18 protein-coding genes and 2 pseudogenes are annotated in these 22,544 nt (G+C 70.3%); 8 read left to right on the forward strand and 12 right to left on the reverse strand.

Annotated features, from left to right (window positions below; translation table 11 throughout):
- Window positions 1–2: 2 nt before the first annotated feature.
- From F1D61_RS31475 to F1D61_RS31505, 7 genes are all read left to right on the forward strand, one after another.
- A complete protein-coding gene (locus tag F1D61_RS31475) occupies window positions 3–641 on the forward strand; it encodes an MlaC/ttg2D family ABC transporter substrate-binding protein (RefSeq protein WP_246775635.1) in 639 nt (212 codons plus the stop codon).
- Window positions 642–829: 188 nt separating this feature from the next.
- Complete coding sequence (gene hpnI, locus F1D61_RS31480) at window positions 830–2,011, forward strand: bacteriohopanetetrol glucosamine biosynthesis glycosyltransferase HpnI (RefSeq protein WP_203155827.1); 1,182 nt, start codon at window positions 830–832, stop codon at window positions 2,009–2,011.
- Between the two features lie 80 nt (window positions 2,012–2,091).
- The gene (hpnJ, locus tag F1D61_RS31485; RefSeq protein ID WP_203159372.1) at window positions 2,092–3,528 is read left to right on the forward strand and encodes a hopanoid biosynthesis associated radical SAM protein HpnJ; all 1,437 of its coding nucleotides are present in this window, start codon (window positions 2,092–2,094) and stop codon (window positions 3,526–3,528) included.
- Between the two features lie 84 nt (window positions 3,529–3,612).
- Window positions 3,613–4,473 carry a hopanoid biosynthesis-associated protein HpnK gene (hpnK, locus tag F1D61_RS31490; protein WP_203155828.1) on the forward strand — a complete coding sequence of 287 codons (861 nt, stop codon included), beginning with the start codon at window positions 3,613–3,615 and terminating at the stop codon, window positions 4,471–4,473.
- A gap of 63 nt (window positions 4,474–4,536) precedes the next feature.
- On the forward strand, window positions 4,537–5,325 hold the full coding sequence (locus F1D61_RS31495) for a substrate-binding domain-containing protein (protein WP_203155829.1): 789 nt from the start codon (window positions 4,537–4,539) through the stop codon (window positions 5,323–5,325).
- 117 nt (window positions 5,326–5,442) lie between these two features.
- A complete protein-coding gene (locus F1D61_RS31500; RefSeq protein WP_203155830.1) occupies window positions 5,443–5,868 on the forward strand; it encodes a DUF2852 domain-containing protein in 426 nt (141 codons plus the stop codon).
- Window positions 5,869–6,607: 739 nt separating this feature from the next.
- Window positions 6,608–7,987 (forward strand): GGDEF domain-containing protein, encoded by a 1,380-nt coding sequence (locus F1D61_RS31505; RefSeq protein WP_203155831.1) that lies wholly within the window; start codon window positions 6,608–6,610, stop codon window positions 7,985–7,987.
- A 22-nt stretch (window positions 7,988–8,009) separates the two neighbouring features.
- On the opposite strand, the gene F1D61_RS31510 is transcribed toward F1D61_RS31505, so the two are convergent.
- The 11 genes and pseudogenes from F1D61_RS31510 to F1D61_RS31560 all read right to left on the reverse strand — a co-directional run bounded on the left by F1D61_RS31510 (window position 8,010) and on the right by F1D61_RS31560 (window position 20,424).
- On the reverse strand, window positions 8,010–8,588 hold the full coding sequence (locus F1D61_RS31510; RefSeq protein ID WP_203155832.1) for an amino acid synthesis family protein: 579 nt from the start codon (window positions 8,586–8,588) through the stop codon (window positions 8,010–8,012).
- Window positions 8,585–9,511, reverse strand: coding sequence for a UPF0280 family protein (locus tag F1D61_RS31515; protein WP_203155833.1), 927 nt, complete (start codon window positions 9,509–9,511; stop codon window positions 8,585–8,587). Before F1D61_RS31515 ends, F1D61_RS31510 begins: the two co-directional genes overlap by 4 nt.
- Window positions 9,512–9,514: 3 nt before the next feature.
- Entirely contained in the window at window positions 9,515–9,991 is a 477-nt protein-coding gene (locus F1D61_RS31520) for a MarR family winged helix-turn-helix transcriptional regulator (RefSeq protein WP_203155834.1), read from the reverse strand.
- Complete coding sequence (locus F1D61_RS31525) at window positions 9,988–11,490, reverse strand: 6-hydroxynicotinate reductase (protein ID WP_203155835.1); 1,503 nt, start codon at window positions 11,488–11,490, stop codon at window positions 9,988–9,990. The genes F1D61_RS31520 and F1D61_RS31525 overlap by 4 nt, the downstream gene beginning before the upstream one ends.
- 7 nt (window positions 11,491–11,497) lie before the next feature.
- Window positions 11,498–13,174, reverse strand: a pseudogene (locus tag F1D61_RS31530) (hydantoinase B/oxoprolinase family protein); the annotation flags it as partial.
- Window positions 13,171–15,221, reverse strand: a pseudogene (locus tag F1D61_RS34900) (hydantoinase/oxoprolinase family protein). The pseudogenes F1D61_RS31530 and F1D61_RS34900, both read right to left, overlap by 4 nt.
- A gap of 237 nt (window positions 15,222–15,458) precedes the next feature.
- Window positions 15,459–16,169 carry an ABC transporter ATP-binding protein gene (locus tag F1D61_RS31540; RefSeq protein ID WP_203155836.1) on the reverse strand — a complete coding sequence of 237 codons (711 nt, stop codon included), beginning with the start codon at window positions 16,167–16,169 and terminating at the stop codon, window positions 15,459–15,461.
- Entirely contained in the window at window positions 16,166–16,948 is a 783-nt protein-coding gene (locus F1D61_RS31545; RefSeq protein WP_203155837.1) for an ABC transporter ATP-binding protein, read from the reverse strand. Before F1D61_RS31545 ends, F1D61_RS31540 begins: the two co-directional genes overlap by 4 nt.
- A complete protein-coding gene (locus F1D61_RS31550) occupies window positions 16,945–18,831 on the reverse strand; it encodes an ABC transporter permease (protein WP_203155838.1) in 1,887 nt (628 codons plus the stop codon). Before F1D61_RS31550 ends, F1D61_RS31545 begins: the two co-directional genes overlap by 4 nt.
- Before the next feature lie 29 nt (window positions 18,832–18,860).
- On the reverse strand, window positions 18,861–20,114 hold the full coding sequence (locus tag F1D61_RS31555; RefSeq protein ID WP_203155839.1) for an ABC transporter substrate-binding protein: 1,254 nt from the start codon (window positions 20,112–20,114) through the stop codon (window positions 18,861–18,863).
- 172 nt (window positions 20,115–20,286) lie between these two features.
- Window positions 20,287–20,424, reverse strand: coding sequence for a hypothetical protein (locus F1D61_RS31560; protein ID WP_203155840.1), 138 nt, complete (start codon window positions 20,422–20,424; stop codon window positions 20,287–20,289).
- A gap of 152 nt (window positions 20,425–20,576) precedes the next feature.
- Between F1D61_RS31560 and F1D61_RS31565 the strand changes: the two genes are divergently transcribed.
- A complete protein-coding gene (locus F1D61_RS31565; protein WP_203155841.1) occupies window positions 20,577–20,858 on the forward strand; it encodes a hypothetical protein in 282 nt (93 codons plus the stop codon).
- A 595-nt stretch (window positions 20,859–21,453) separates the two neighbouring features.
- Here the strand turns inward: F1D61_RS31565 and F1D61_RS31570 are convergent.
- Window positions 21,454–22,494 carry a PAS domain-containing protein gene (locus tag F1D61_RS31570; protein ID WP_203155842.1) on the reverse strand — a complete coding sequence of 347 codons (1,041 nt, stop codon included), beginning with the start codon at window positions 22,492–22,494 and terminating at the stop codon, window positions 21,454–21,456.
- Window positions 22,495–22,544 lie beyond the last annotated feature (50 nt).

The raw sequence follows: 22,544 nt of genomic DNA on the forward strand, positions 1-22,544 counted from the left end.
TGGTGCAGACCCGACGCGAGACCCTGCGCAACCTGGCGATCGCCGGCCTCCTGGTGGCCGCATCGCCGGCCCTGGCGCAGACCGCCCCCGCCCCGGCCGGAGAGGGCGATCCCGCGGTCGCCGCCGTGCGGCGCATGACCGATGCCCTGGAAGCGGCGCTGAAGGCCGGCGACGTGCGCGCCCGCGCCGAGATCCTGGCCGGCCCGATGAAGGAGACCTTCGACCTGCCGGAGATGCTGCGCCTCGGCGTCGGCACCCGCTGGAAAGAGATCCCGGCCGACAAGCAGCAGGCGCTGGTCGCCGCCTTCGAGCCCTACCTCGCCACCACCTACGCCACCCGGCTGGGGGCCGCGACCGGCAGCACATTCGCCATCGACCCGAAGAGCGAGGCGCGCGGCAAGGGCCGCATCGTCCACGTCACGGTGACCGACGGCAGCGGCGACACCTCCCCGGTCGATTACGTGCTGAACGCCGACAACAGGATCACCGACGTCTTCCTGCAGGGCACGGTGAGCGAGGCCGGCACCCTGCGCACCGGCTTCTCGGAGCCGTTGCAGGAGGGCGGGGCCGATGCCCTGCTCGCCCACCTGAAGAAGTCGACCGAGACGATGCTCGCGGCTCCGGCGCCCAAGGCCAAGTAGCCTCGGGCGAGTAGCCGCGGGCGAGTAGCCTCGGCCAAACAGCTTCGCCCAAGCTGCGTCGGCCAGATTGCATCGGCCTGTGGTTGACGACCGACGAACACCGGCCGTCAACCCTCACGACCGCACCTTCAACAACACGGCCTGCCGCGCCCCACGCGGCCAACTCCTCCCAGGGATCGCCCCGCGCCATGGAATGGACCTGGATCTCCGCCCCCCTGCTCGTCCTGGCGCTCGCCGGATGCGTGTACGGCCTGACCACCGCGTGGCTCGCCGGGCGCCTCGCCCGCCGCCCGGTGCCGCGGCTGCCCGCCGGCGATCGCCCCTCCGTGACCCTGCTCAAGCCGCTCTGCGGCGACGAGCCGAACCTTCACGCCAACCTCACCACCTTCTGCGCCCAGGCCTATGCGGGTGCCGTGCAGGTGATCTTCGGGGTCCAGAACGCCGCCGACCCGGCCATCGCCGTGGTGCACCGGCTCAAGGCCGAGCATCCCGATCTTCGCATCGACCTCGTCATCGATGCCCGCCAGCACGGCTCGAACCGCAAGGTCTCGAACCTCATCAACATGGCAGGGCTCATCGCCAACGAGATCGTGGTGCTGGCCGACAGCGACATGGTGGTGGCGCCCGACTACCTCGAGCGCATCGTCGCCGAGCTGGCCCGGCCGGGCGTGTCGGGCGTCACCTGCCTCTATCACGGCGTGCCGGCGAACCGGGGCGTGTGGGCGCATCTCTCGGCGCTCGCCATCGACACCCAGTTCCTGCCCAACGTCCTCATGGGGACGGGCTTGGGCCTGGCCGATCCCTGCTTCGGCTCCACCATCGCGTTCCGGACCGAGATCCTCGCCCGCATCGGCGGCTTCGAGGCGATCCGCAACGATCTCGCCGACGATTACACCCTCGGGGCGGCGCTCCGCGCTCAAGGCGGCATCGTGGCGATCCCGAACTTCACCATCGGGCATACCTGCGTCGATACCTCGCTCGCCGGCCTGTGGCGGCACGAGACCCGCTGGAACCGCACGATCCGCAACGTCGATCCGGTCGGGTATGCCGGCACCCTCGTCACCCACGCCTTCCCGCTGGCGCTGATCGCCGCGCTCCTGCCCGATTCGGGCGCCTGGACGCTGGCCGCCGCCGCGCTCGCGCTCGCCTGCCGGATCGTCCTGTGCACGCGGATCGAGCGGGCCTTCGGCCTCGAGCCGCATCCCTACTGGCTGCTGCCGATCCGCGACCTCCTGTCCTTCGCCGGCTTCGCCTGGTGCTTCATGTCCGGCGCCGTGACTTGGAAAGGTCATGATTATCGGGTCGTTGCGGACGGTACGCTGATCCCGGATTCCGGCCTCGCCCGCGAGTCCGGCGCTCCCTCGACTTGAACGACATCTCATCGGGCCGCCCGGCGGCCTCACCGGCCGCGGATGCGGCCTCTTCTTCTCAAGAGACGATCCTCCCGATGATGCGGACCCTCTTCCTCCAGGCCCCCACCTTCGACGGCTTCGACGGCGGCGCCGGCTCGCGCTACCAGGCCAAGCGCGAGATCAAGTCGTTCTGGTACCCGACCTGGCTCGCCCAGCCGGCCGCGCTCGTGCCGAACTCCAAGCTGATCGACGCGCCGCCGCACGACATCAAGCTGCCGGAGATCGTGGCCCAGGCCAAGGACTTCGACCTCGTGGTGCTGCACACCTCGGTGCCGTCGTTCAAGTCGGACGTGAAGACGATCGAGGCGCTGAAGGCCGCCAACCCGAAGCTGATCGCCGGCCTGATCGGCGCCAAGGTCGCGGTCGACGCCGCCGGCTCGATGGCCCAGGCTCCGGCGGTCGATTTCTGCGCCCGCAACGAGTTCGACTTCACCGTCAAGGAGGTCGCTGAGGGCGTGCCGATGGCGGAGATCAAGGGTCTCTCGTACCGCAACGCCGACGGCGTCGTGGTCCATAACGAGGACCGCGAGATCATGACCGACATGGACCAGCTGCCGTTCGTGACCTCGGTCTACAAGCGCGACCTGGAGATGGAGAAGTACTTCATCGGCTACCTCAAGCACCCCTACATCTCGTTCTATTCGGGCCGGGGCTGCAAGTCGCGCTGCACGTTCTGCCTGTGGCCGCAGACGGTCGGCGGCCACACCTACCGCACCCGCTCGGTCGCGCACGTGATCGAGGAGATCAAGTACTGCCTGAAGGAGTTCCCGCAGACCAAGGAGTTCTTCTTCGACGACGACACCTTCACCGACAACCTGCCGCGCGCCGAGGAAATCGCCCGCGAGCTCGGCAAGCTCGGCGTGACCTGGTCGTGCAACGCCAAGGCGAACGTCCCGCGCAAGACCCTCGAGGTGCTCAAGGCCAACGGCCTGCGCCTGCTGCTCGTCGGCTACGAGTCGGGCAACCAGCAGATCCTCAACAACATCAAGAAGGGCATGCGGGTCGAGGTCGCCGAGCGGTTCACCCAGGATTGCCACGAGCTCGGCATCGCCATCCACGGCACCTTCATCCTCGGCCTGCCGGGGGAGACCCGCGAGACGATCCAGGAGACGATCGCCTTCGCCAAGCGGATCAACCCGCACACCATCCAGGTCTCGCTCGCGGCGCCCTATCCGGGCACCTTCCTGTACAAGCAGGCGGTGGAGAACGGCTGGCTCGACAAGGACAATGCCGAGCTCGTCGACGAGAACGGCGTGCAGATCGCGCCGCTGCACTACCCGCACCTGTCGCACACCGAGATCTTCAACTCGGTCGAAGCATTCTACAAGAAGTTCTACTTCCGCGCCCCGAAGATCGCCTCGATCGTCAGCGAGATGGTGCGCTCGCCCGACATGATGAAGCGCCGCCTGCGCGAGGGCGTCGAGTTCTGGCACTTCCTGCGCGAGCGCCAGGGCGTGTCCAAGAAGGCGGCGTAAGCCCTTAGTCCCACCCGAAGCGGGTGCGAGCCTCCCCGTCCGGCCGGACGGGGAGGCTTTCTTGCATTACGAGACACGACGCCCATGACCCACCCTGCGCCGCGCAAGCGCCTCGTCGTCACCTCCGACGATTTCGGCCTCTCGCTCCAGGTCAACGAGGCGGTGGAGCGGGCGCACCGCGACGGCATCCTCACCGCGGCGAGCCTGATGGTGTCGGCGCCCGGCGCCGCCGACGCGGTGGCGCGCGCCCGCGCGATGCCGTCCCTGCGGGTGGGCCTGCATCTCGTGATGGTCGAGGCCTGGCCGACCTTGCCGGCCGCCGACCTGCCGGACCTCGTGGACGAGGCCGGGCTGATCCGGTCCGACCAGGGGCGGCTCGGGCTCGACCTGGCGCTGAAACGGAGCGCCCGCCGCCAGCTCGCCGCCGAGATCCGGGCACAGTTCGAGGCGTTCCGCGCCACCGGGCTGCCCCTCGACCACGTCAACGCGCACAAGCACTTCCACGTCCACCCGATCATCGCCGGGATGGTGCTCCGCATCGGGCGTGAGTTCGGGATGCGGGCGATCCGGGTGCCGCGGGAATCGCGCGAAGCGTTGCGCCGCGCCGAGCCGGGGGCGAGGCCCGGGCGTGCCCTCGACACCGCGCCCTGGGCGGCCCTGCTGCGGGCCCGCGCCCGGCGCGCCGGCCTCCTCACGCCCGACGGCGTGCTCGGCCTCGCCTGGTCGGGGGCGATGACGCCCGCCCGCGTGGAGGGTCTGCTGCGCCACCTGCCGGACGGGCTGACCGAACTCTACCTGCATCCCGCGACCGCGGGCGGCTTTCCGGGCGAGGCGCCGGGCTACGCCTATGCGGCGGAACTCGCGGCGTTGCTCTCCCCCGGGAGCCGGGCGGCGCTGGCAGCCTCGGGGGCGGTGAGCGGCGGCTTCTCGGATTTTGCTCGCTGAGGCGCCTCCGGCTCGGCTACCGATGAGGCAGGGCCGGACAACGGTCCGTGGGAGCCTCCATCCATGCGCCGCACCAAGCCGCTGCTCTACGCCCTGACGCGTGCCGGCGGAGCCGCCTGCCTCGCCCTCGCCCTGGCCGTGCCGGTGCAGGCGGCCGAGATCGCGCTCCTGACCACCGGCGCCTACAAACCCGTGGCGGCGGCCCTGGTGCCGGCTTTCGAGCGGCGCACCGGCCACCATGTCACCATCCGCAACGAGACGGCCGGGGCGGTGGCGCAGGCGATCCGCGACGGAGGCCGGGCCGACCTCGTGGTGCTCACCCCCGGCGGGTTCGACGCCCTGATCCGCGACGGCCGCTTGGCCGGTGCGCCGCCGGTGCCGCTCGCGAGGGTCGGGATCGGCGTGGCGATCCGCGACGGGGCGCCGATCCCCGACATCACCACCCTGGCGGGCTTTCGCGAGGCGCTGCTGCGGGCGCGGGCCGTCGCGATGGTCGATCCGGCTTCCGGCGGGTCGAGCGGGATCTACCTTGCGCAGCTCTTCGAACGCCTCGGCATCGCCGATCGGATGAGGGACAAGCTCGTCCTGGTGCGCGGCGGCCTGGCGGCGGCGCGCCTCGTCTCCGGCGAGGCGGACATCGCCCTCCAGCAGACGAGCGAGCTGCTGGCGGTGGCGGGCGCGCACCTCGTCGGTCCGATCCCGGCGGAGATCCAGAGCTTCACGGTCTATGCCGGAATGGTCCCGGCGGGCGCCAGCGAGCCCGAGGCGGCCTCCCTGCTCCTGCGGGACCTCGCCGGCCCTGGATCCACTGAGGTCCTAGGACAGAAGGGCATGGCGAGCCCGAGCCCCTGAGGAGGCCGCACCGATCGTCAGGGCCGCTGCCGATTTCCCCGCGGCCCTCCTTGAAACCGCCCCGCCGACCCCGCATGTAAATGTCGTTCACATTTACATCCTGCGGGAGATCGTGACGTGTCGTATTCCTCTGCCCCCTGGTCGAGCGGCCGCGCCTGCCGCAACGGCCCGTTCCCGCGCCGCTCCATCGAGATCGGCGCGATCGTCATCGGTTTCATCTATGCGTGGCCGTTGGCCGCGGCCTACGTGGTGTGGAAGCTCATGGGTTATCCGGCTCTCAACGAGATGAAGTCCTTCGCCGAGCGGTCCTTCCGCAACGGGTTCTCGGGCTTCTCCGGCTTCGGCGCGGCCCGCCACGACAGCGGCAACTGGGCCTTCGAGGAGTATCGCCGCAAGGAGATCGAGCGCCTGGAAGAAGAGCGCCGCCGCCTCGAGGAGGAGAGCCGGGCCTTCACCGAATTCGTGGACGAGCTGAAGCGCGCCCGCGACCGCGAGCAGTTCGACGCCTTCATGGCCCGCCGCCGCGCCGGCTCGAACTTCTGAGTCTCGATTGAATGAACGAGGGCACCGCCATCCGTATGACGGATGGCGGTGCCCTCGACTGTCTTCACGGTTCGCAAGTTTTCACGGTTCGCAAGCGTCGACGAGGCCCTGGTACGTGCGGTCGATCAAGGACCGCACGCCGCGGCTCGCCTTTGCAAGCGGGGGGCCGGTGGGGGGGCCGACAGGCGAGGCCGATGCTCGTCGGCGACGAGGTCTCGCCCTTCACGATTGTCGGCACGATCCAGCGTCCGACCGTCCGGCTATAGCTTGATGCACACTGATTCGCGAGGCGCGAAGGCGCCCGGGGCAGGTCGTCATCGCCGGATGCGATGATCCGACCGGGATAGGGGCGTGACTTTCCGCCCACTCTGCATCGTCCATCGAGCCAGATCAGTCGAATTTCGAGCCGGCGACACGGTTGCGGGACTGGATCGTCATTGTTTGCGCATGGCCGATCGGCTACGGCGAATCATGACGGTCGGTCCCGGATCGTCCCGCCCGCGCTGCCGCAGCGGAGTCGTTCCTGCGTAAGGGGATGATTTAGGAATTTATGGCCATGGTGCGGTACATTCGGCGCTTAACCGGATCTTGAATGTCGGCCCCGAGTCTAACAGACTTGCGTGGGTCGAGCAGGACGGGGAGAGACATGGGAACGGGGAGCTGTCGTCAGCGGCAACGCACGACCGTCCTGTCCGCATCCGTCCCGCGGATCCGCTGCGCCCGGAGCCGCGCCTAGGGCATGGCGATCCTTCGCTCGATCCGCAGGACCCTCGCAGCCGGTCCACCGGCCCGGGACCGGGCCCTCGCCGGCCGTCTGATGCGGGTGATGTTCGGCTGCTACATCCTGGTGGCCGTGGGTCTGACGGCCGTCCAGATGGTCGTCGCCTACCGGGCGGCCAGCCAGCGCCTGCAGGACGACGTCGCGGCGCTCCAGCGCACCTTCAGCCCCGGCATCGAGGACGCGATGTGGCGCTACAACGCCGAGGTGCTGCGCGGCATCCTGGCGGGCATGAAGGAGATTCCGGCCGTGGTCGGGGTCGAGGTCCGCGACGAGGCCGGCCGGCGCGTCCAGGCCACCGGCACCTTCACCGACGAATCCGGCAAGACCTGGCATATCGGCCGCGACGACGAGACGGCGACACGCCGCTTCGGCACGCCGTTCAGCCGCACCTTTCCGGTCGTGCATACCGACGAGAACGGCCGCCACTATCCGATCGGGTCATGGACCGTCCATTCCGACGACAGCATCGCCATCGACCAGGTCAAGAACACGCTGTACGTGATCCTGATCAACTCGGCGATCAAGTCGCTGATGTTGTGGATCATTTTCTATCTGGTGATCCGCACCATGGTGGGCCGGCCGCTCCACCAGATCCGCTCCTACCTCGCGCGGATCGACGCCGATACCCTGGCGGCGCCGCCGCTCACCATCGAGGCGGGCGGGCGCAACGAGCTGCACGCGCTCGCGAGCGCCCTCAACACCATGCGCGACCGCCTGCGGCGCTCCTTCGAGGAGAACGCCGCCCTGATGCGCGACCTGCGCGAGATGAACGCGACGCTGCAGGACCGGATCGCCGAGCGCACCCGCGACCTCGAGGCCCTGGCCCATACCGATCTCCTCACCGGACTGTTCAACCGGCGCAAGCTCGACGAGGCCCTGGCCGAGGCGGCGGAGCAGGCCGCCCGGGGCGGCGCGCCGCTGTCGCTGATCCTCGGCGACGTCGACAACTTCAAGTCGGTCAACGACCGCCACGGCCACAAGGTCGGCGACCAGGTGCTGGTCGCCTTCGCGGCGCTCCTGCGCGACGCGGTGCGGCCCACCGACATCCTCGGCCGCTGGGGCGGCGAGGAATTCATGCTGCTCTGCCCCGACGCCGACCTCGCAACGGCCACGGCCATCGCCGAGCGCCTGCGCCTGCGCGTCGAGGGGACCTCCCTGCCGGAGGTCGGCGCCCGCACCTGCTCCTTCGGCGTCGCGACGCTGGCCCCGGGCGAGAGCACCGACAGCCTCGTCGCCCGCGCCGACGCCGCGCTCTACCGCTGCAAGCGCAACGGCCGCAACCGCGTCGAGGCGAGCCCGGGGCCGCGGCCGGAGGCGGTGGAGCGGGGAGCGGCGTGACGCGCCCCCGCGGCTCGTCCGTTCAGCGCTGCCCGTCCCACTTCCCGATCGCGTCCTTGGTCAGGCCGCCGACGCGGGCATGGGGGCGCCCGCCGGTGGTCATGGCCAGCGCGAACAGGATCTCGTCGGCACGGGGACCGTCCGCCACCGCCACGGTGACGCCGTCGAAATGCGAGCGGACATAGGCCGCATCCTTGTGGTGGATCGGCACGTCGAGCGAGGCGCCCATCGGCCCGACCTTGGTCATCGACGGCACGATGGCGAGCGCCTGGCCCAAGAGTTCGCGCATGGCGTAGCCGCCGGGCACGTGCCACAGGGCGCCGTGCTCCAATTCGCCGGATGCCCCCACCAGCGAGCCCTTGCCGTAGGCCTCGATCCGGCCGGGATCGCCGCCGAGCGCGTCGAGGAGCTTGCGGGCGCATTCGACGCCGAGCGGCTTCAACGCCTCCATCATCGGGGTGATCTCGGCCTCGTAGCGCCCGGCGAAGGGGTTCTTCACCAGGCAGGCGACCGCGCCCTTGAGGATGGGCAGGCTCAGCACGGGGCCGCCGTCGTGGCGGACCTCCTCGACGGTGACGACGATCTTGCGGACCTCGATCATGGGCGGATCTTCCTTCGGTCTTCGAGAATGACGGAGCGGCCCTGGAGCATCAGGGCGGCGGAGCGGATCAGGCCGGCGGCGCGCATGGATGCCGCCCGCTGGAGGCCGGCCGCGAGGGCGGCGTCGATCTCCTGCGCCGAGAGCTCCGGCACCGCGACGGTGACGAGGCGGGAGCCGAGATCCGAATCCGGGTCGAGATCGGTGGCGGGGACGCGCCGGATGCCGGGATGACGGGCCAAGTCGACCGCGTCGGCCAAGTCGACCGCGTCGGCCAAGTCGACCGCGTTGGCCAAGTCGACCGCATTGACCAAGTCGACCGCATTGGCGATGAGCGTCGCCGCGGCATCGGCCCCGGCGGCGTCGCGGGCGAGCACCGTGACCGAATCGGCGAGCCCGAGGGAGAAGGAGCGGCCCTGCCGCCCCGAGGTGGCGATGCCGCCGATGCCGTCCCGATGGCTCAGGATCACCCGGCCGTTCATCGCCGGCACCGGGCCGCGGGAGAAATCCGCCGCCACGCCCACCGCCAGGGTCTCGCCCTCGGTGAGGTGGATCGCGATGTCGCCGCCGTCGTTGACGAAGGCCTTGTCGAGGGGGGCGGCCTCGCACATCGCCTCCAGGATCTCGTCGGCGACCGCGCCCGCCACCGCGGCCATGGGCGTGACGAACGCCTTGTGCGGCCGGCACGCGGCGATCATCCGGCGGGCGATTCGACCCTCGACCCGGGGTCGTTCGCTCATGGCCTTGCGCAGTTCCGGCAACTCGCCGACGAGCTCGCCCAGCACCGTCGCGAAGCGGGCGACGGCCGCACGATGCGCCTCGGCCACGGCGGATCCGGCCCCGTAGGCGCGCAGCACCAGGTCGATCGGCCCGTGCTGGAGGTGAAGGCGTCCATCCGCCAGGACCTGGTGCGCCGGGCCGTCCATCGCTCAGCCGAGCCGGGCGAGCAGGTGGGTCAGCTCGGCCGCTTCCGCGGGCGAGAGCGGCGCGAGGGTGCGGGCGGTCACCTCGGTGCCGCGGCTCTTCATCGCCTCGATCACCCCGATCCCCTCCGCGGTCAGCGTCAGCAGCACCAGCCGGGCATCGGAGGTGTCGGAGGTCGGCCGCACCAGGCCGCGGGTGGTGAGGCGGCGGGCGACGCCGAACATCGTCGCCGGATCGACGCCGACGAGGCGCCCGACCTGGTTCTGCGAGGTCGGCCCGAGATCGTGCAGCTTGCACATCACGGCGTATTGCACCGGCGTGACGGAAAAGTCCCGCATCACCGTCTCGAAGATCGCCGAGGCGCGCTGGTGCGCCCGGCGGATCAGGTAGCCGATCTGCTCCTCGACCCGGTAACCGCGGATCGCCTCGGCGTCGATCTCCGGATCGGGCAAGGGGGCGGCGCTCGCCTGGGGGGCGCTCATGCGACCTTCCCGGCCGGCCAGGGGTGATCGGGATTCCAGCCGTCGATCCGGGCGGCCGGTCCGACCTCGCGCAGGATATCCGTCATCGCCACCACGTCGCCGTCATGCCCTCCGAGGCGGGCATAGAGGTCGCGCGGCAGGGTGAACTCGATCGGTGCGACGATCGCCGGGGTCGGCACCGAGCCGAAGGCGTTCTTCGGCAGCCGGGTCACGTCGGCCATCACCGTGATGCCGCCGCCGGGCCAGACCGTGACCGGCGCGCCGCCCATCGTCACTCGGGTGTCTCCCGACGCGACCGAGCGGGTGAGCAGCACCGGGTTCTCGGTCACCCCGGCCCGCAGGGAGCCGCCGGCCCCTGCCATGAACAGCACCGTGCAGAGCGAGGGCTCGCAATTCTCGCCGATGCGATCGACGACCTGGCGCACCGGGGCCGGCATCTCGGCGGGGACGGGCTTCAGATTCTCGTCGAGGACCAGCCAGAGGGCGTGCTCGCCGGTGGTCGAGGTCATCAGGAGGCGCAGGCCCGGCCAGGCGGTGGCCGGGTCGATCGCCTGGATGATGCCGAGGGGGTCGGCGATGTCGGTGCCGCCCCAGCCGATGCCGGGATTGGCGACCTGGAAGTAGCGCCCGGGCGTCGAGCGCCGTCCCTTCACCCGGATGCCGGCCGGGCGCATCCCCAGCACCTTGCCGGCCTGGTGCTCGGTGAGCACGCCGGTGATGTGGTCGTCGACGACGATCACCTCGTCGGCATGTCCCAGCCATTGCCGCGCGAAGATGCCGACCGTCGCCGAGCCGCAGCCGACGCGCATGCGCTGCTCCGGCACCCCGTCGACGATCGGCGCCCGGCCGGCCTGGACCACGACCTCGTGGCCGCCGTCGATCGTCATCGTGACCGGATCGCCGGAGCAGAGGCGGAGCAGCGTGTCGCAGGTGACGGTGCCCTCCTTCTTCGAGCCGCCGGTGAGGTGGCGCACGCCGCCGACCGACAGCATCTGCGAGCCGTATTCGGCGGTGGTGACGTGGCCGACCTCCTCGCCGTTCACCCGGATGGCGGCGCGTTCGGGGCCGAGATGGCGGTCGGTGTCGATCTTCACCTTCACGCCGCAATAGCTGAAGATGCCCTCGGTCACGACCGTGACGGTCTCGACCCCTTCGTGCTCGCTCGCCACGATGAAGGGCGCGGGCTTGTAGTCGGGATAGGTGGTGCCGGCGCCGATGCCGGTGACGAAGGTGCGCGAGGGATCGAGCACCCGCCCATCCCATTCCGCCGCGCCGAACGGCACCAGCTTCTGGCCGGCTTCCGCCGCATCGTGCAGCAGCACGACCGGATCGGTGCGGACCAGGTGGCCGTCCGCGTTGGCGTAGCGCGAGCAGGCGCCGGAGCGGCCGGGCCGGATGCGGCACAGGACAGGGCAGGCATCGCACCGCACGATGCCGTCGGCCTCCTGTGCGCCGAATTTCTTGGAGCGGGCTTCCGTCGAGAGGCTGTCGGCGCTCATGATCGGCTCCCCACACCGTGTCGGATTCGTCCGCCCGGTAATAGCCCCGGCGCCGGTCGCGGGCGACGAGGGCGGGGTCGCGGGTCGCAGGGACACCGTAGCCGCCGCCGCCCGGGGTCATCACCTCGACCCGGTCGCCGGCTTTGATGGCGATGTTCTGGTCCTTCGACAGGTGGGGCGGGATGATCGTCTCCCCGTCGCGGTGAATGCGCACGACGTTCGGCGCGCCGTCACCCCCGCCGAGCACCCCCGGCGGCCCGAAGCGGCCGTGATCCATCACGAAGGAGGCCCGGGCCTCGCCGCGCAACAGCTCCACCTCGTAATGCACGCCGAAGCCGCCGCGATGGGCGCCCGCTCCGCCCGATCCCTCGCGCAAGGCGAAGCGGCGGAACAGCACCGGATAATACTGCTCCATCACCTCGACCGGGGCGGTCTTCGAGATGCCGATGGTCGAGCAGCCGTTGGACAGCCCGTCATGGGCAACGTTGCCGCCATAGCCGCCGCCGGTGATCTGGTACATCACGTAAGGCGCGTTCTTCGCCGGATCGAAGCCGCCGAGCGCGAAGTTGCCCGAGGTGCCGGCGGGCGCCGCCGTCACCTTGTCGGGGATCGCCTGGACGAGCGCCAGGAACACGGCTTCCGCAATGCGCTGGCTCACCTCCGCCGCGCAGCCGGAGACGGGCTTAGGATAGCGCGCATCGAGGAAGGTGCCCTCCGGCCGGTGGATGGTCAGCGGCTCGAAGGTGCCGGCATTGATCGGCACGTCGGGGAAGACGTGCTTCACCGCGAGGTAGACCGAGGAATAGGTCGTCGCCACCACCGAGTTCATCGGGCCGCGGCAGGGCGGGGACGAGCCGGAAAAATCGAAGGTGAGGTGATCGCCGGCCTTGGTCATCGTCAGCGCGATGCGCAGGGGCTCGTTCACCACGCCGTCGGAATCGACGAAGGCTTCCGAGGCATAGGTGCCGTCCGGGATCTGGCGGATCTCGGCCCGCATCCGCTCGGCCGAGCGGGCGCGGATCTCCCTGATCGCGGCGTCCAGGGTCTCGGGGCCGTACTTTGCCAGGAGATCCGTCAGCCGGCTCTCGCCGACCATCAGGGCCGCGGCCTGTGCCTTGATGTCGCCGATGCGCTGGTCGGCGACGCGGATGTTGGACGCGATGATGGAAAAAATTTCCTGGTCCATCGTGCCGCGCTTGAACAGCTTGACCGGAGGCAGGCGCAATCCCTCCTGCTCGACCTCCGTCGCGTGGGCCGAGAAGCCGCCCGGCACCATGCCGCCGATGTCCGGCCAGTGGCCGGTATTCTGGAGCCAGCAGAAGAGCTTATCCTCGACGAAGACCGGCTTGACGAACCGCACGTCCATCAGGTGCGTGCCGCCGAGATAGGGGTCGTTGACGATGTAGATGTCGCCGGGCTCCGGCGCCCCGACCCTTCCCTCGCGGATCAGCCGGATCAATTCGCCGGTCGAATACTGCATCGTGCCGACGAAGACCGGCAGGCCGTATTCGCCTTGCGAGATCAACGCGCCGGTGTCGCGGTCGTAGATCCCGTCCGAGCGGTCGTCGGCCTCGGCGATGACCGGCGAGAAGGCCGAACGCGAGAAGGCGATGTCCATCTCGTTGCAGACCTGCTGCAAGCCGGCCTGGATCACCGCCAGAGTGAGGGCGTCGAGCGTGCTCATGCCGAGGGTACTCCTGCGCGAATCCTCAGGTTGCCGATGGCATCGACCCGGGCCACGGCGCCGGGCTCGATCACGGTCGTGGCGTCGATCTGCTGGATGACGGCCGGCCCGGCGATCTCAGCGCCGAGCGGCAGGGCCTCGCGGCTGTAGATCGCCGCCTCGTGCCAGGCGCCGCCGGCATAGACCGGCCGCGTGCCGAGGCGGGCGCCGTCCAGATCGGTGCGGGTCGCGGCGTCGAGGAGGGCGGCGAGCGGGAAGGGTTTTCGCCGCCCGATCACCGAGGTCACGAGGTTGACGACCACCGCCCGGATCTCCGGCAGCCGGACCTGGAAGCGGCGGAAATACGCCGCCTCGAACAGCTCCTGGAGCGTCGCGCGGTCGATGTCCGGAGAGGGCAGGGCGACGCGGATCAGGTGGGTCTGGCCGCGGAACTGCATGTCGGCCCCGTAGGTGACCGTGGTCTCCTCGATCTCGGCCTGCTCCTCGGCCACCATCGCCAGGGCATCCGCCGCCTGCTCCTCGAGCACGCTGCGCAGATCCGCCATGTCGAGCCCGTCCAGCGGCCGGTTGAGCGTGCGCACCCGGTCCTGGCGCAGATCGGCGACGAGGCAGCCGAGCGCGTTGGTGAGGCCGGGCCGGGCCGGCACCAGCACCTCCGGGATGCCGAGCTCGCGGGCGAGCGCCACGGCGTGGAGCGGCCCGGCGCCGCCGAAGGCGAAGAGCACGAAGTCGCGCGGGTCGTAGCCGCGCGACAACGACACCATGCGGATCGCTCCGCTCATATGGACGTTGCCGAGCCGGATTACCGCCTCCGCCGCCGCCTCGACGCTCATGCCCAGCGGCCCGGCGAGGTCGCGGGCGAAGGCCTCGCGGATCGCGTCGAGCGAGACGCCGGCCCGGACCGCGGTGAGCCGGGCCGGATCGAGGCGGCCGAGGACCAGGTTGGCGTCGGTGATGGTCGGCCGCGTGCCGCCGCGGCCGTAGCCGATCGGGCCCGGCTCGGAGCCGGCGCTCTCGGGACCGACCTGCAGCATCCCGGCCCGGTTGACGGAGGCGATCGAGCCGCCGCCGGCCCCGACCGTGTGGACGTCGACCATCGGCAGGTGGATCGGCAACCCGTAATCGATGGTGAGTTCCGCCGAGACCTCCGGCACGCCGCCGGCGATCAGCGCCACGTCGGTCGAGGTGCCGCCCATGTCGTACGTGATGGCGTTCGTGAGCCCCGACTGGGCGAGGGTGGCGGCGGCCGCCATCACGCCCGAGGCCGGGCCCGACATCACGGTCTTGGCCGCAGCCTCGACCACGAGGCCCGCCGGCACGGTGCCGCCGTTCCCGTTCATCACCAAGAGGTCGCGGGCGAAGCCCTTCGACCGCAGGTCGTCCTGGAGGCGGCGGATGTAGCGGTCGAGGATCGGCTGCACCGCGGCGTTCACCGAGGCGGTGGTGCCGCGCTCGTATTCGCGGAATTCCGACAGCAGGGCGTGGCCCAGCGTGATGTAGGAATTCGGCCAGATCGCCCGGGCGATGGCGCCGGCGCGCAGCTCGTGGTCCGGGTTGGCGTAGGCGTGCAGGAAATGGATCACCAGGGCCTCGCAGCCCTCCGCCAGCAGGGCGCGCACGGCGTCGGCCACCGCTCCTTCATCCAGCGGCGTGCGCACGGCGCCGTCGGCCATGACGCGCTCCGGCACCTCGCGGCGCCACTCGCGGGGATCAGCGGCTCGAAGGTGCCGAACAGGCCGTAGGGTTTCGGCCGGGTGCGGCGCCCGAGTTCGAGCACGTCGCGAAAGCCTTCCGTCGTGATGAGCCCGACCTTGGCGGTCTTGCGCTCCAGCACCGCGTTGGTGGTGGCGGTGGTGCCGTGGATGACGAGGTCGAGGGCGCTCGGCGCCACCTCGGCGGCGGAAATCGCCGCCAGCACGCCCTCGGCCTGGTTGCGGATCGTCGTCGGCACCTTGGCGAGGCGCACGCGCACGCCGGAGGGATCCACCTCCGTCAGGAGAAGGTCGGTGAAGGTGCCGCCGACATCGATGCCTGCCACGCGTCTCACGTCACACCTCGATCATTCGTCTACGAACGGGTTCGTTGGGGGCCGATGGGGGGCTGGCGCCGTTTCGACGCTCTACGCTTTGAAATCAGAACGCCTCTCCTCCCCCCTGTGGGGAGGAGCTGGAGGTGGGGGTGGTGCAGAAGGCACCGCTGAGGTCCATTCGGCACCACCCCCACCCCTGGCCCCTCCCCACAAGGGGGAGGGGAAAACCCGCGCCATACTCGGGCTTCTCGCTCCTCACACCGTCAGGTACGCCTCCCGCACCGCCTCGTCCGCCTCGAGCGCCGCCATCGTCCCCTCGAAATGGATCGCGCCCTTCTCGATCACGTAGGCCCGGTCCGACACCGCGCCGGCGAAGCTCAGGTTCTGTTCCGAGAGCAGAACCGCGATGCCCTCGCGCTTCATCCGGAGCACGGCATCCGCCATCTGCTCGACGATGACCGGGGCCAGACCCTCCGACGGCTCGTCGAGCAGGACCGCGTGGGGATTGCCCATCAGGGTGCGGGCGATGGTGAGCATCTGCTGCTCGCCGCCCGACATCGCGGCGGCGCGGCGCCCGCGCATCTCGGCGAGGTTCGGGAAGATCGAGAACAGCTTCTCGGGCGTCCAGGCGGTGCGGCCATCGGCCGGCACCTTGCGGCCGACCTCCAGGTTCTCCATCACCGTGAGGTCGGTGAAGATGCGCCGCTCCTCCGGCACGTAGCCGAGGCCGCGGCGGGCGACGCGGAACGGCTCCCAGCCGGTGACCGCCTGGCCCTCGAACCACACCGTGCCGCCGGTCGGCGGCAGCACGCCCATGATCGCCTTGAGCGTCGTCGACTTGCCGGCGCCGTTGCGGCCCATCAGGGCCACGACCTCGCCGGGGCGCAGGCGCAAGGTCACGCCGAACAGCACCTGGGCCCGGCCGTAGGACGCCGTGAGGCCAGAGACGTCGAGAAGAGCCTTCATGCCACCGCCTTCCGGCGCGCGCGCATCGCCGCCTCGGTGCCGGCCTCGCCGAGATAGACCTGCTTGACCCGCGGGTTGGCCCGGATCTCCTCGGGCGTGCCGGCGGCGATGATCTCGCCGCGCACCAGCACCAGCACCCGGTCGGCATGGGCGAAGACCGCCTCCATGTCGTGCTCGGTGTACAGGACCCCGATGCCGCGCGTCCGCGCCACCTCGGCGGTGAGCGCCATGAGGCTCGACCGCTCCCGCGGCGCCATGCCGGCGGTCGGCTCGTCCATCAGGAGAAGCTTCGGGTGCGAGGCCAGTGCCACCGCCAGCTCCACCCGTTTCACGTCGCCATAGGCGAGTTCCGAGACCGGCCGCTCGGCATCGGCCCGCATCCCGACCCCGGCGAGCAGGGACAACGCCTCGTCGCGGTAGAGCGCGCTCGCGTCTCGGAACAGGCCGCGCGAGCGGCCGTGATGCGAGAGCAAAGCCATCTGGACGTTCTCGGCCACCGTCATCGACACGAAGGTCTGGGCGACCTGGAAGGTGCGCCCGACCCCCGCCTTCCAGATCGCCCGGGCCGGCAGCCCGGCGATCGAGCGGCCGTCGAGGGTGATGGTGCCGGAATCGGGCTTCAGCTGCCCGCCCACCATGTTGAAGGTGGTCGACTTGCCGGCGCCGTTCGGACCGATGATCGCCAGCATCTCGCCGGCTTCGAGCGTGAACGACACGTCCTTGGCGGCGGCCACGCCTCCGAAGCGCTTGGTCAGGCCCTCGACGACGAGGAGCGTCATGCCGAGGCCTCCACCGGTTTGGGCGCGACCTTGCGGCCGCGCAGGGCCTCGGCGGCGCCGGCGAGCCCGCGCGGGAAGGCCAGCACGGTCGCGATGATGGCGACGCCCAACAGCAGGCGCCAGAACTCGGTCAGCGGCATCACCGCGTCCTTCAGCGCGTGGAAGAAGGCGGCGCCGACGAGCGGTCCCATCACGGTCTGGATGCCGCCGACCAGCACCATCACCAGGAAGTCGATCGAGAGCGGGATGCCGGTCAGCGTCGGGTCGATCGAGCCCTTCATGAAGGCGTAGAGCCCCCCGGCGAGCCCGGCCGCAGCACCCGCCAGCGTGAAGGCGAGCCAGCGATGGGTGCGGACATCGAGCCCGATTGCCTCGGCGCGGGTGGCGGAATCGCGCGCCGCCCGCAAGGTGTAGCCGAAGGGCGCGTAGATCACCCGCCGCAACAGGACGATCGCGGTGAGCGACAGGGCGGCGACGAGGTAGAAGTAGGTGGTGCGGCCCGCCGCCCAGGACGACGGCCAGACGCCGACCACGCCGTTGTCGCCCCCCGTCACCTCGATCCACTGGAAGCAGACCGCGTAGACGATCTGCCCGAAGGCGAGCGTCAGCATGGCGAGGTAGATGCCCGACAGCCGCACGATGAAGAAGCCGAACAGGGCCGCGCCGATGCCGGCGGCAAGCGGCGCCGCGACGAGGGCCAGCTCCATCGGCGCCTTGAACGGACCGGTGACGAGCAGCCCGGCGGCGTAGGCGCCGAGGCCGAAATAGGCCGCGTGCCCGAACGAGACGAGGCCGCCGACCCCGACCAGGAATTGCAGCGAGAAGGCGGCGAGCGCGAAGATCAGGATCTCGGTCGCGACCTTGACCTTGTAGGCGTCGCCGACGAGCGGCACCGACAGCAGGGCGAGGACCGCGAGCCCCGCGAGCGCGGTTTCGGCCGGGCGGAAGCGGCGCAAACCCGGGATGCCCTCCGGCGGCATCACCCGGCCTGACGCCGCCTCGGGCCGACCGAACAGGCCCCAGGGCTTGACCACCAGCACCACCGCCATCAGGGCGAAGACCAGCACCAGCGTCACCTTCGGGAAGATCAGGATGCCGAAGGCCTGGAGCTGGCCGATGATCAGCGCCGCCACGAAGGCGCCCGGCACCGAGCCCATCCCGCCGATCACCGTGACCACGAAGGCGTCGGTGATGACCGAGAGGTCCATATGGGCGTTGGCGGGGATGCGCGGGATCTGGAGCGCGCCGCCCAATCCCGCGAGGCTGGCGCCGAGAAACAGCGTCAGGGTGAAGAGGCGGGCCTGGTTGACGCCGAGCGCGCCGACCATCTCGCGGTCCTGGGTCGCGGCCCGGATCAGCACCCCGAAGCGGGTGCGGTGCATGAGGAGCCAGAGCAGGCCCAGCACCAGCGGGCCGACGGCGATCAGCACCAGTTCGTAGGCCGGGAAGCGTTGCCCCAAGATCTCGACGCCGTGGCGGAGCGAGGGCGCGCGGGGGCCGGCGATGTCGACCGGGCCCCAGATCTTGAGGACCAGGTCCTCGACGATCAGCACGACGCCGAAGGTGGCGAGCAGCTGGAACAGCTCCGGCACCCGGTAGATGCGGCGGAGCAGCAGTACCTCGACCGCGACGCCGATCAGCCCGACGAGGAGGGCCGAGAGCAGCACCCCGAGGAAGAACGCGGCGGGAGAATAGGACAGGTCGAGGAGCCGCGGCACGAGCGTGACCGCGAGATAGGCCCCCAGCATGTAGAACGAGCCGTGGGCGAAGTTCACGATCCGGGTGACGCCGAACACGATCGTCAGCCCGGAGGCGATGATGAACAGCGACGACGCGCTGGCAAAGCCCGAGAGTGCCTGGATGACGAGGAAGGACGGGTCCATGGCCTTGCGCTCCGGCGCGTCTCGGGAGATCAGGCCTTGCGGGCCGCCTTCACCTCGGCCTCGGGGAACATGTAGTTCGCCCCGTCGGCGTAGCGGACCTTCTTCATCGTGCCCTGGCGGCCGTTCAGGGCCGTCTCGCCGATCCAGGCGCCGAGCGTCGACTGGTGGTCGAGCGCCCGCATCGTCACCGGGCCGGCTATGGTCTGGGAGGTCAGGCCTTCCAGCGCTCCGATCATCGCCTCGGTCTCGGTCGAGCCGGCCTTCTCCAGCATGTCGCGGATCATGCCGACGACGACGTAGCCGAGCAGCGAGCCCAGCCGCGGCGTGTCGTTGAACCGGGCCCGGTAGGCGGCCACGAATTCCTTGTGGCCGTTGGTGTCGATCGTCTCCCAGGGATAGCCGGTGGTGACCCAGCCCTCCGGCGTCTCGTCGCCGAGCGGGATCATGTATTCCGGCTCGCCGGTGAGCAGGCTCGCGACCTTGCGCTTCTCGAACAGCCCGCGGGTGTTGCCCTCGCGCACGAAGGCGGTGAGGTCGGCGCCGAACAGCACGTTGAACAGCCCGTCGGCCTTCATCTGCGACAGGGCGCCGACGGTGGCGCCGGCATCGACCTTGCCGAGCGCCGGGAACTGCTCGCCCACCACCTCGAAGCCCGGCACCGCGGCGGCCATCAGCTTCTTGAAGTTGGCGGCGGCCGACTGGCCGTATTCGTAGTTCGGCGCCACGATCGCCCAGCGCTTGACGCCGCTGTCCTTCACCGCCTCCACCAGCATGCGGGTCTGCATGTAGGTGTTGGGCCGCACCCGGAAGGTGTAGCGGTTGCCGCTGCCCATGGTGAGCGCGTCGGTCAGGGGCTCGGTGGCGAGGAACAGCGCCTTGCGCTGGTTGGCGAAATCCGCCACCGCGAGGCCGACATTGGACAGGAACGTGCCGCACAGGAAGGCGACGTTCTCGCGGGTCAGCAACTCCTCGGCGACCCGGGTCGCGTCGCCCGGGGTCGAGCCGTCGTCGCGGAACACGATCTCGATCGGGCGGCCGCCGAGCGACTTGATGCCGCCGGCCTTGTTGACGGCATCCTGCGCGAGCTGCATGGCATTGCGGTAGGGCACCGCGAAGGCGGCCATGCGGCCGTAGGAATTCAGCTCGCCGATCCGGATCGGCCCCGATCCTGGCTGTCCCTGCGCGACGGCCCGGGACGCCGCGAGCCCGAGCGGGGCGGCTGCGAGCCCACCCAGGACGGTGCGGCGGGACAGGGGACGAAACGTCTCGTCGCGGGTCGACATGGCGCGAACCTCCGGCCGATCCCGGCGCGACTTCGGCGACCGGAATGCAAACTCGTTCGTAGGCAAACGATACTGTGCCGGAGACGAGACGCAAGGCCAAAGTCTGCGGAAATTCAGTGCGCCATTTGTCGCCGAAATGCGCAAAGCGTCCCGCCAGTCGGAGGCAGGCTCCTCAGAATCCTGCCTCGCGGGCGAGCCAGGCGTCGAGGGCGCGCTCGTGCTCCGCCTCGATCATCGCGGCGACCCAGGCCGCCTGCTCGATGCGTGCGGTCTCGGCCGGGTCGTCATCGCGCTCGGGTGCCTGCTGCATCGCCTGGTGCTCCGTCCTTGCCCGCCGTCTCGGTAAGAACAAAATAGGAACATGCCTTTGCGAGGGCAAGCCGGACCGCCTGTGGAAAATCGGGACCTTGGCCGGTGGGTCGCGCGTTGAGGCCCCACGATACCTCGGAGACACGACACCCCATGCGTACGACGATCCTCGCCCTCGCCGCCACGTTCGCCCTCACCGGCGCCGCCCTGGCCCAGACCGGCGTTCCCGGCTCGGCCGAGAACAACCTGAACAATCCGGCCAGCGTGAAGAGCAACGCCGAGAAGGGCATGCCGGCCCGCGACCTGCCCGCCACCACCGGCACCGTGACGCCGATGGCGCCGGTGGCGCCGGGCGCGGCCGCCCGCACCGACGACCTGCCGAGCCACAGCGGCGGCAATGCCGCGGCGACGAGCCCGGCCAACCGCGCCCGCTGAGACCAGGCTCGCGGAAGCTTTGCCACGGCGCGGGCGGGGAGACCCCGCCCGCGCCGCTTTCCCACGTTCTGGGTACGGCCAGCGTGCCGCGATCCATCGTGATGAAGCGGATCCCGGCCCGGCGCAGGGCACCGACGGCGTTGTGACGCGAACGGGGGCCTTGGTCATCCTCATCCTCCCCCGCGGCGCCGCATCGTCGAGAGCGACAGGCCGCCAGCTTGGGCGAGCGTCCCGCGCGACCAGTCGAGCAGGCCCCGCGCCGACCTCAGAGCCTGTTTGAGCAGGATTTCTACCCAATATTTGAGGCAGACGGGATCATCCTACCCGCTAACCTCATCCTGAGGTGCGGGCGATCGAAGATCGCTGAGCCTCGAAGGAGGGCTCCGGGGATCGCCGAGGCTTCTGGAGCCCTCCTGCGAGGTCAGTCGATCTGCGATCGCGTGCGATCTCTGATCGCCAACACCTCAGGATGAGGTGGAAGGGTAGGATATCTCCTGATTTTTCTCAGTTTTTGTCAAATTACGCTGCTCAAACAGGCTCTCAGGTGATCCGCCCGACCCGTCTGGTCGAGGGCGCGCCGGTCGCGCCGTCGCCGTCAGAGTCTGGCCACCGCGATCGCGCCGTCATCCATCGCGATGAAGCGGATCCCCGCCTGGCGCAGCGCGGTCACGGCCTTGTGGCGCGAGCGGGCGCCTTGAGCCTCGATGTTGTCCTCGAGGCGCCGCACGGTCGAGAGCGACAGGCCGCCGGCTTGCGCGAGCGTCGCCATCGACCAGTCGAGCAGCCCGCGGGCCGCCCGCAGGTGATGGCCCCGCACCGCCTGTTCGAGGGCCCGCCGCATGGTGGCATCCTCGGGGGTGTCGGCGCGGCCCGCGGGCGCGCCGGATTCGTGCACCGGATACTTCATGCCGGTCCAGCCGCGATACTCGCCGGCCGCGCTCCACACCGGAACGCCGACGAGGCGGAATCTGACCACCTCCCCATTGGCCAGACGCTCGCGCGGCATGCCCTGGAAGCGCATGTGGCGGTCGTACATCTCCCAGCCCCGATCGCGAAAAGGTCCGCGATCCTCCGGCACGAGCATCAGGAACGGATCGACCTGGATCTCCTCCAGGGACAGCCCGTGCGCCTGCGCCACCTCGGCGGGGAAGTGATGCACGAGGTCGAGGTCGAGGGAATACGTCGCCGTGTAGGAGGTCAGATAGAGTGCTTGGCGGCGGCGCTGCTCGGCGGCCTGCGCCTGGCGCAGCCGCTCGCGGTCGGTCACGTCGAGGGCGACACCGCTCACGGACAGGGGCCGGCCCTCGGGCGAGAACCGCGATTCGCAGAGGAGCGACAGGACGCGCAGCTCCCCGCTCGGCCGGATCAGCCGGACGGTCGCGCTCGGCGAGGCGAGGCCCTGCACGACCGCCGACGGGCTCGCCAGTCTCGCCCGGTCGTCGGGATGCAGAAGTCGGACGAAGAGGTCGTAGCTGGCGGTGACGACGGAGGGGTCCAGGCCGAGGAGCCGGAAGAAACCCGGTGACCAGCGCTGCTCATCCGACGCGAACGTCCACGACCACCCTCCAACGAGGCCGTAGTCTTCGATCGTACGCAGGAAGACATCGGAACATGACGTCAGGTCGGCGGCATCCATGCGCACGGCGTTCGAGAGAAGCAGTTTCCCGCCCTGGCTAGAGGCTTCGT

Origin of the sequence: Methylobacterium aquaticum, from assembly GCF_016804325.1 — a bacterium.
Classification (GTDB): domain Bacteria; phylum Pseudomonadota; class Alphaproteobacteria; order Rhizobiales; family Beijerinckiaceae; genus Methylobacterium; species Methylobacterium aquaticum_C.

What these genes read in the sequence shown, in the direction of transcription:
- hpnI (WP_203155827.1), top strand. Translation starts at nt 830, where the DNA reads ATGGAATGGACCTGGATCTCCGCCCCCCTGCTCGTCCTGGCGCTCGCC.
- hpnJ (WP_203159372.1), top strand. Translation starts at nt 2,092, where the DNA reads ATGCGGACCCTCTTCCTCCAGGCCCCCACCTTCGACGGCTTCGACGGC.
- hpnK (WP_203155828.1), top strand. Translation starts at nt 3,613, where the DNA reads ATGACCCACCCTGCGCCGCGCAAGCGCCTCGTCGTCACCTCCGACGAT.
- F1D61_RS31495 (WP_203155829.1), top strand. Translation starts at nt 4,537, where the DNA reads ATGCGCCGCACCAAGCCGCTGCTCTACGCCCTGACGCGTGCCGGCGGA.
- F1D61_RS31505 (WP_203155831.1), top strand. Translation starts at nt 6,608, where the DNA reads ATGGCGATCCTTCGCTCGATCCGCAGGACCCTCGCAGCCGGTCCACCG.
- F1D61_RS31510 (WP_203155832.1), bottom strand. Translation starts at nt 8,588, where the DNA reads ATGATCGAGGTCCGCAAGATCGTCGTCACCGTCGAGGAGGTCCGCCAC.
- F1D61_RS31515 (WP_203155833.1), bottom strand. Translation starts at nt 9,511, where the DNA reads ATGGACGGCCCGGCGCACCAGGTCCTGGCGGATGGACGCCTTCACCTC.
- F1D61_RS31520 (WP_203155834.1), bottom strand. Translation starts at nt 9,991, where the DNA reads ATGAGCGCCCCCCAGGCGAGCGCCGCCCCCTTGCCCGATCCGGAGATC.
- F1D61_RS31525 (WP_203155835.1), bottom strand. Translation starts at nt 11,490, where the DNA reads ATGAGCGCCGACAGCCTCTCGACGGAAGCCCGCTCCAAGAAATTCGGC.
- F1D61_RS31540 (WP_203155836.1), bottom strand. Translation starts at nt 16,169, where the DNA reads ATGAAGGCTCTTCTCGACGTCTCTGGCCTCACGGCGTCCTACGGCCGG.
- F1D61_RS31545 (WP_203155837.1), bottom strand. Translation starts at nt 16,948, where the DNA reads ATGACGCTCCTCGTCGTCGAGGGCCTGACCAAGCGCTTCGGAGGCGTG.
- F1D61_RS31550 (WP_203155838.1), bottom strand. Translation starts at nt 18,831, where the DNA reads ATGGACCCGTCCTTCCTCGTCATCCAGGCACTCTCGGGCTTTGCCAGC.
- F1D61_RS31555 (WP_203155839.1), bottom strand. Translation starts at nt 20,114, where the DNA reads ATGTCGACCCGCGACGAGACGTTTCGTCCCCTGTCCCGCCGCACCGTC.
- F1D61_RS31560 (WP_203155840.1), bottom strand. Translation starts at nt 20,424, where the DNA reads ATGCAGCAGGCACCCGAGCGCGATGACGACCCGGCCGAGACCGCACGC.
- F1D61_RS31565 (WP_203155841.1), top strand. Translation starts at nt 20,577, where the DNA reads ATGCGTACGACGATCCTCGCCCTCGCCGCCACGTTCGCCCTCACCGGC.
- F1D61_RS31570 (WP_203155842.1), bottom strand. Translation starts at nt 22,494, where the DNA reads ATGGATGCCGCCGACCTGACGTCATGTTCCGATGTCTTCCTGCGTACG.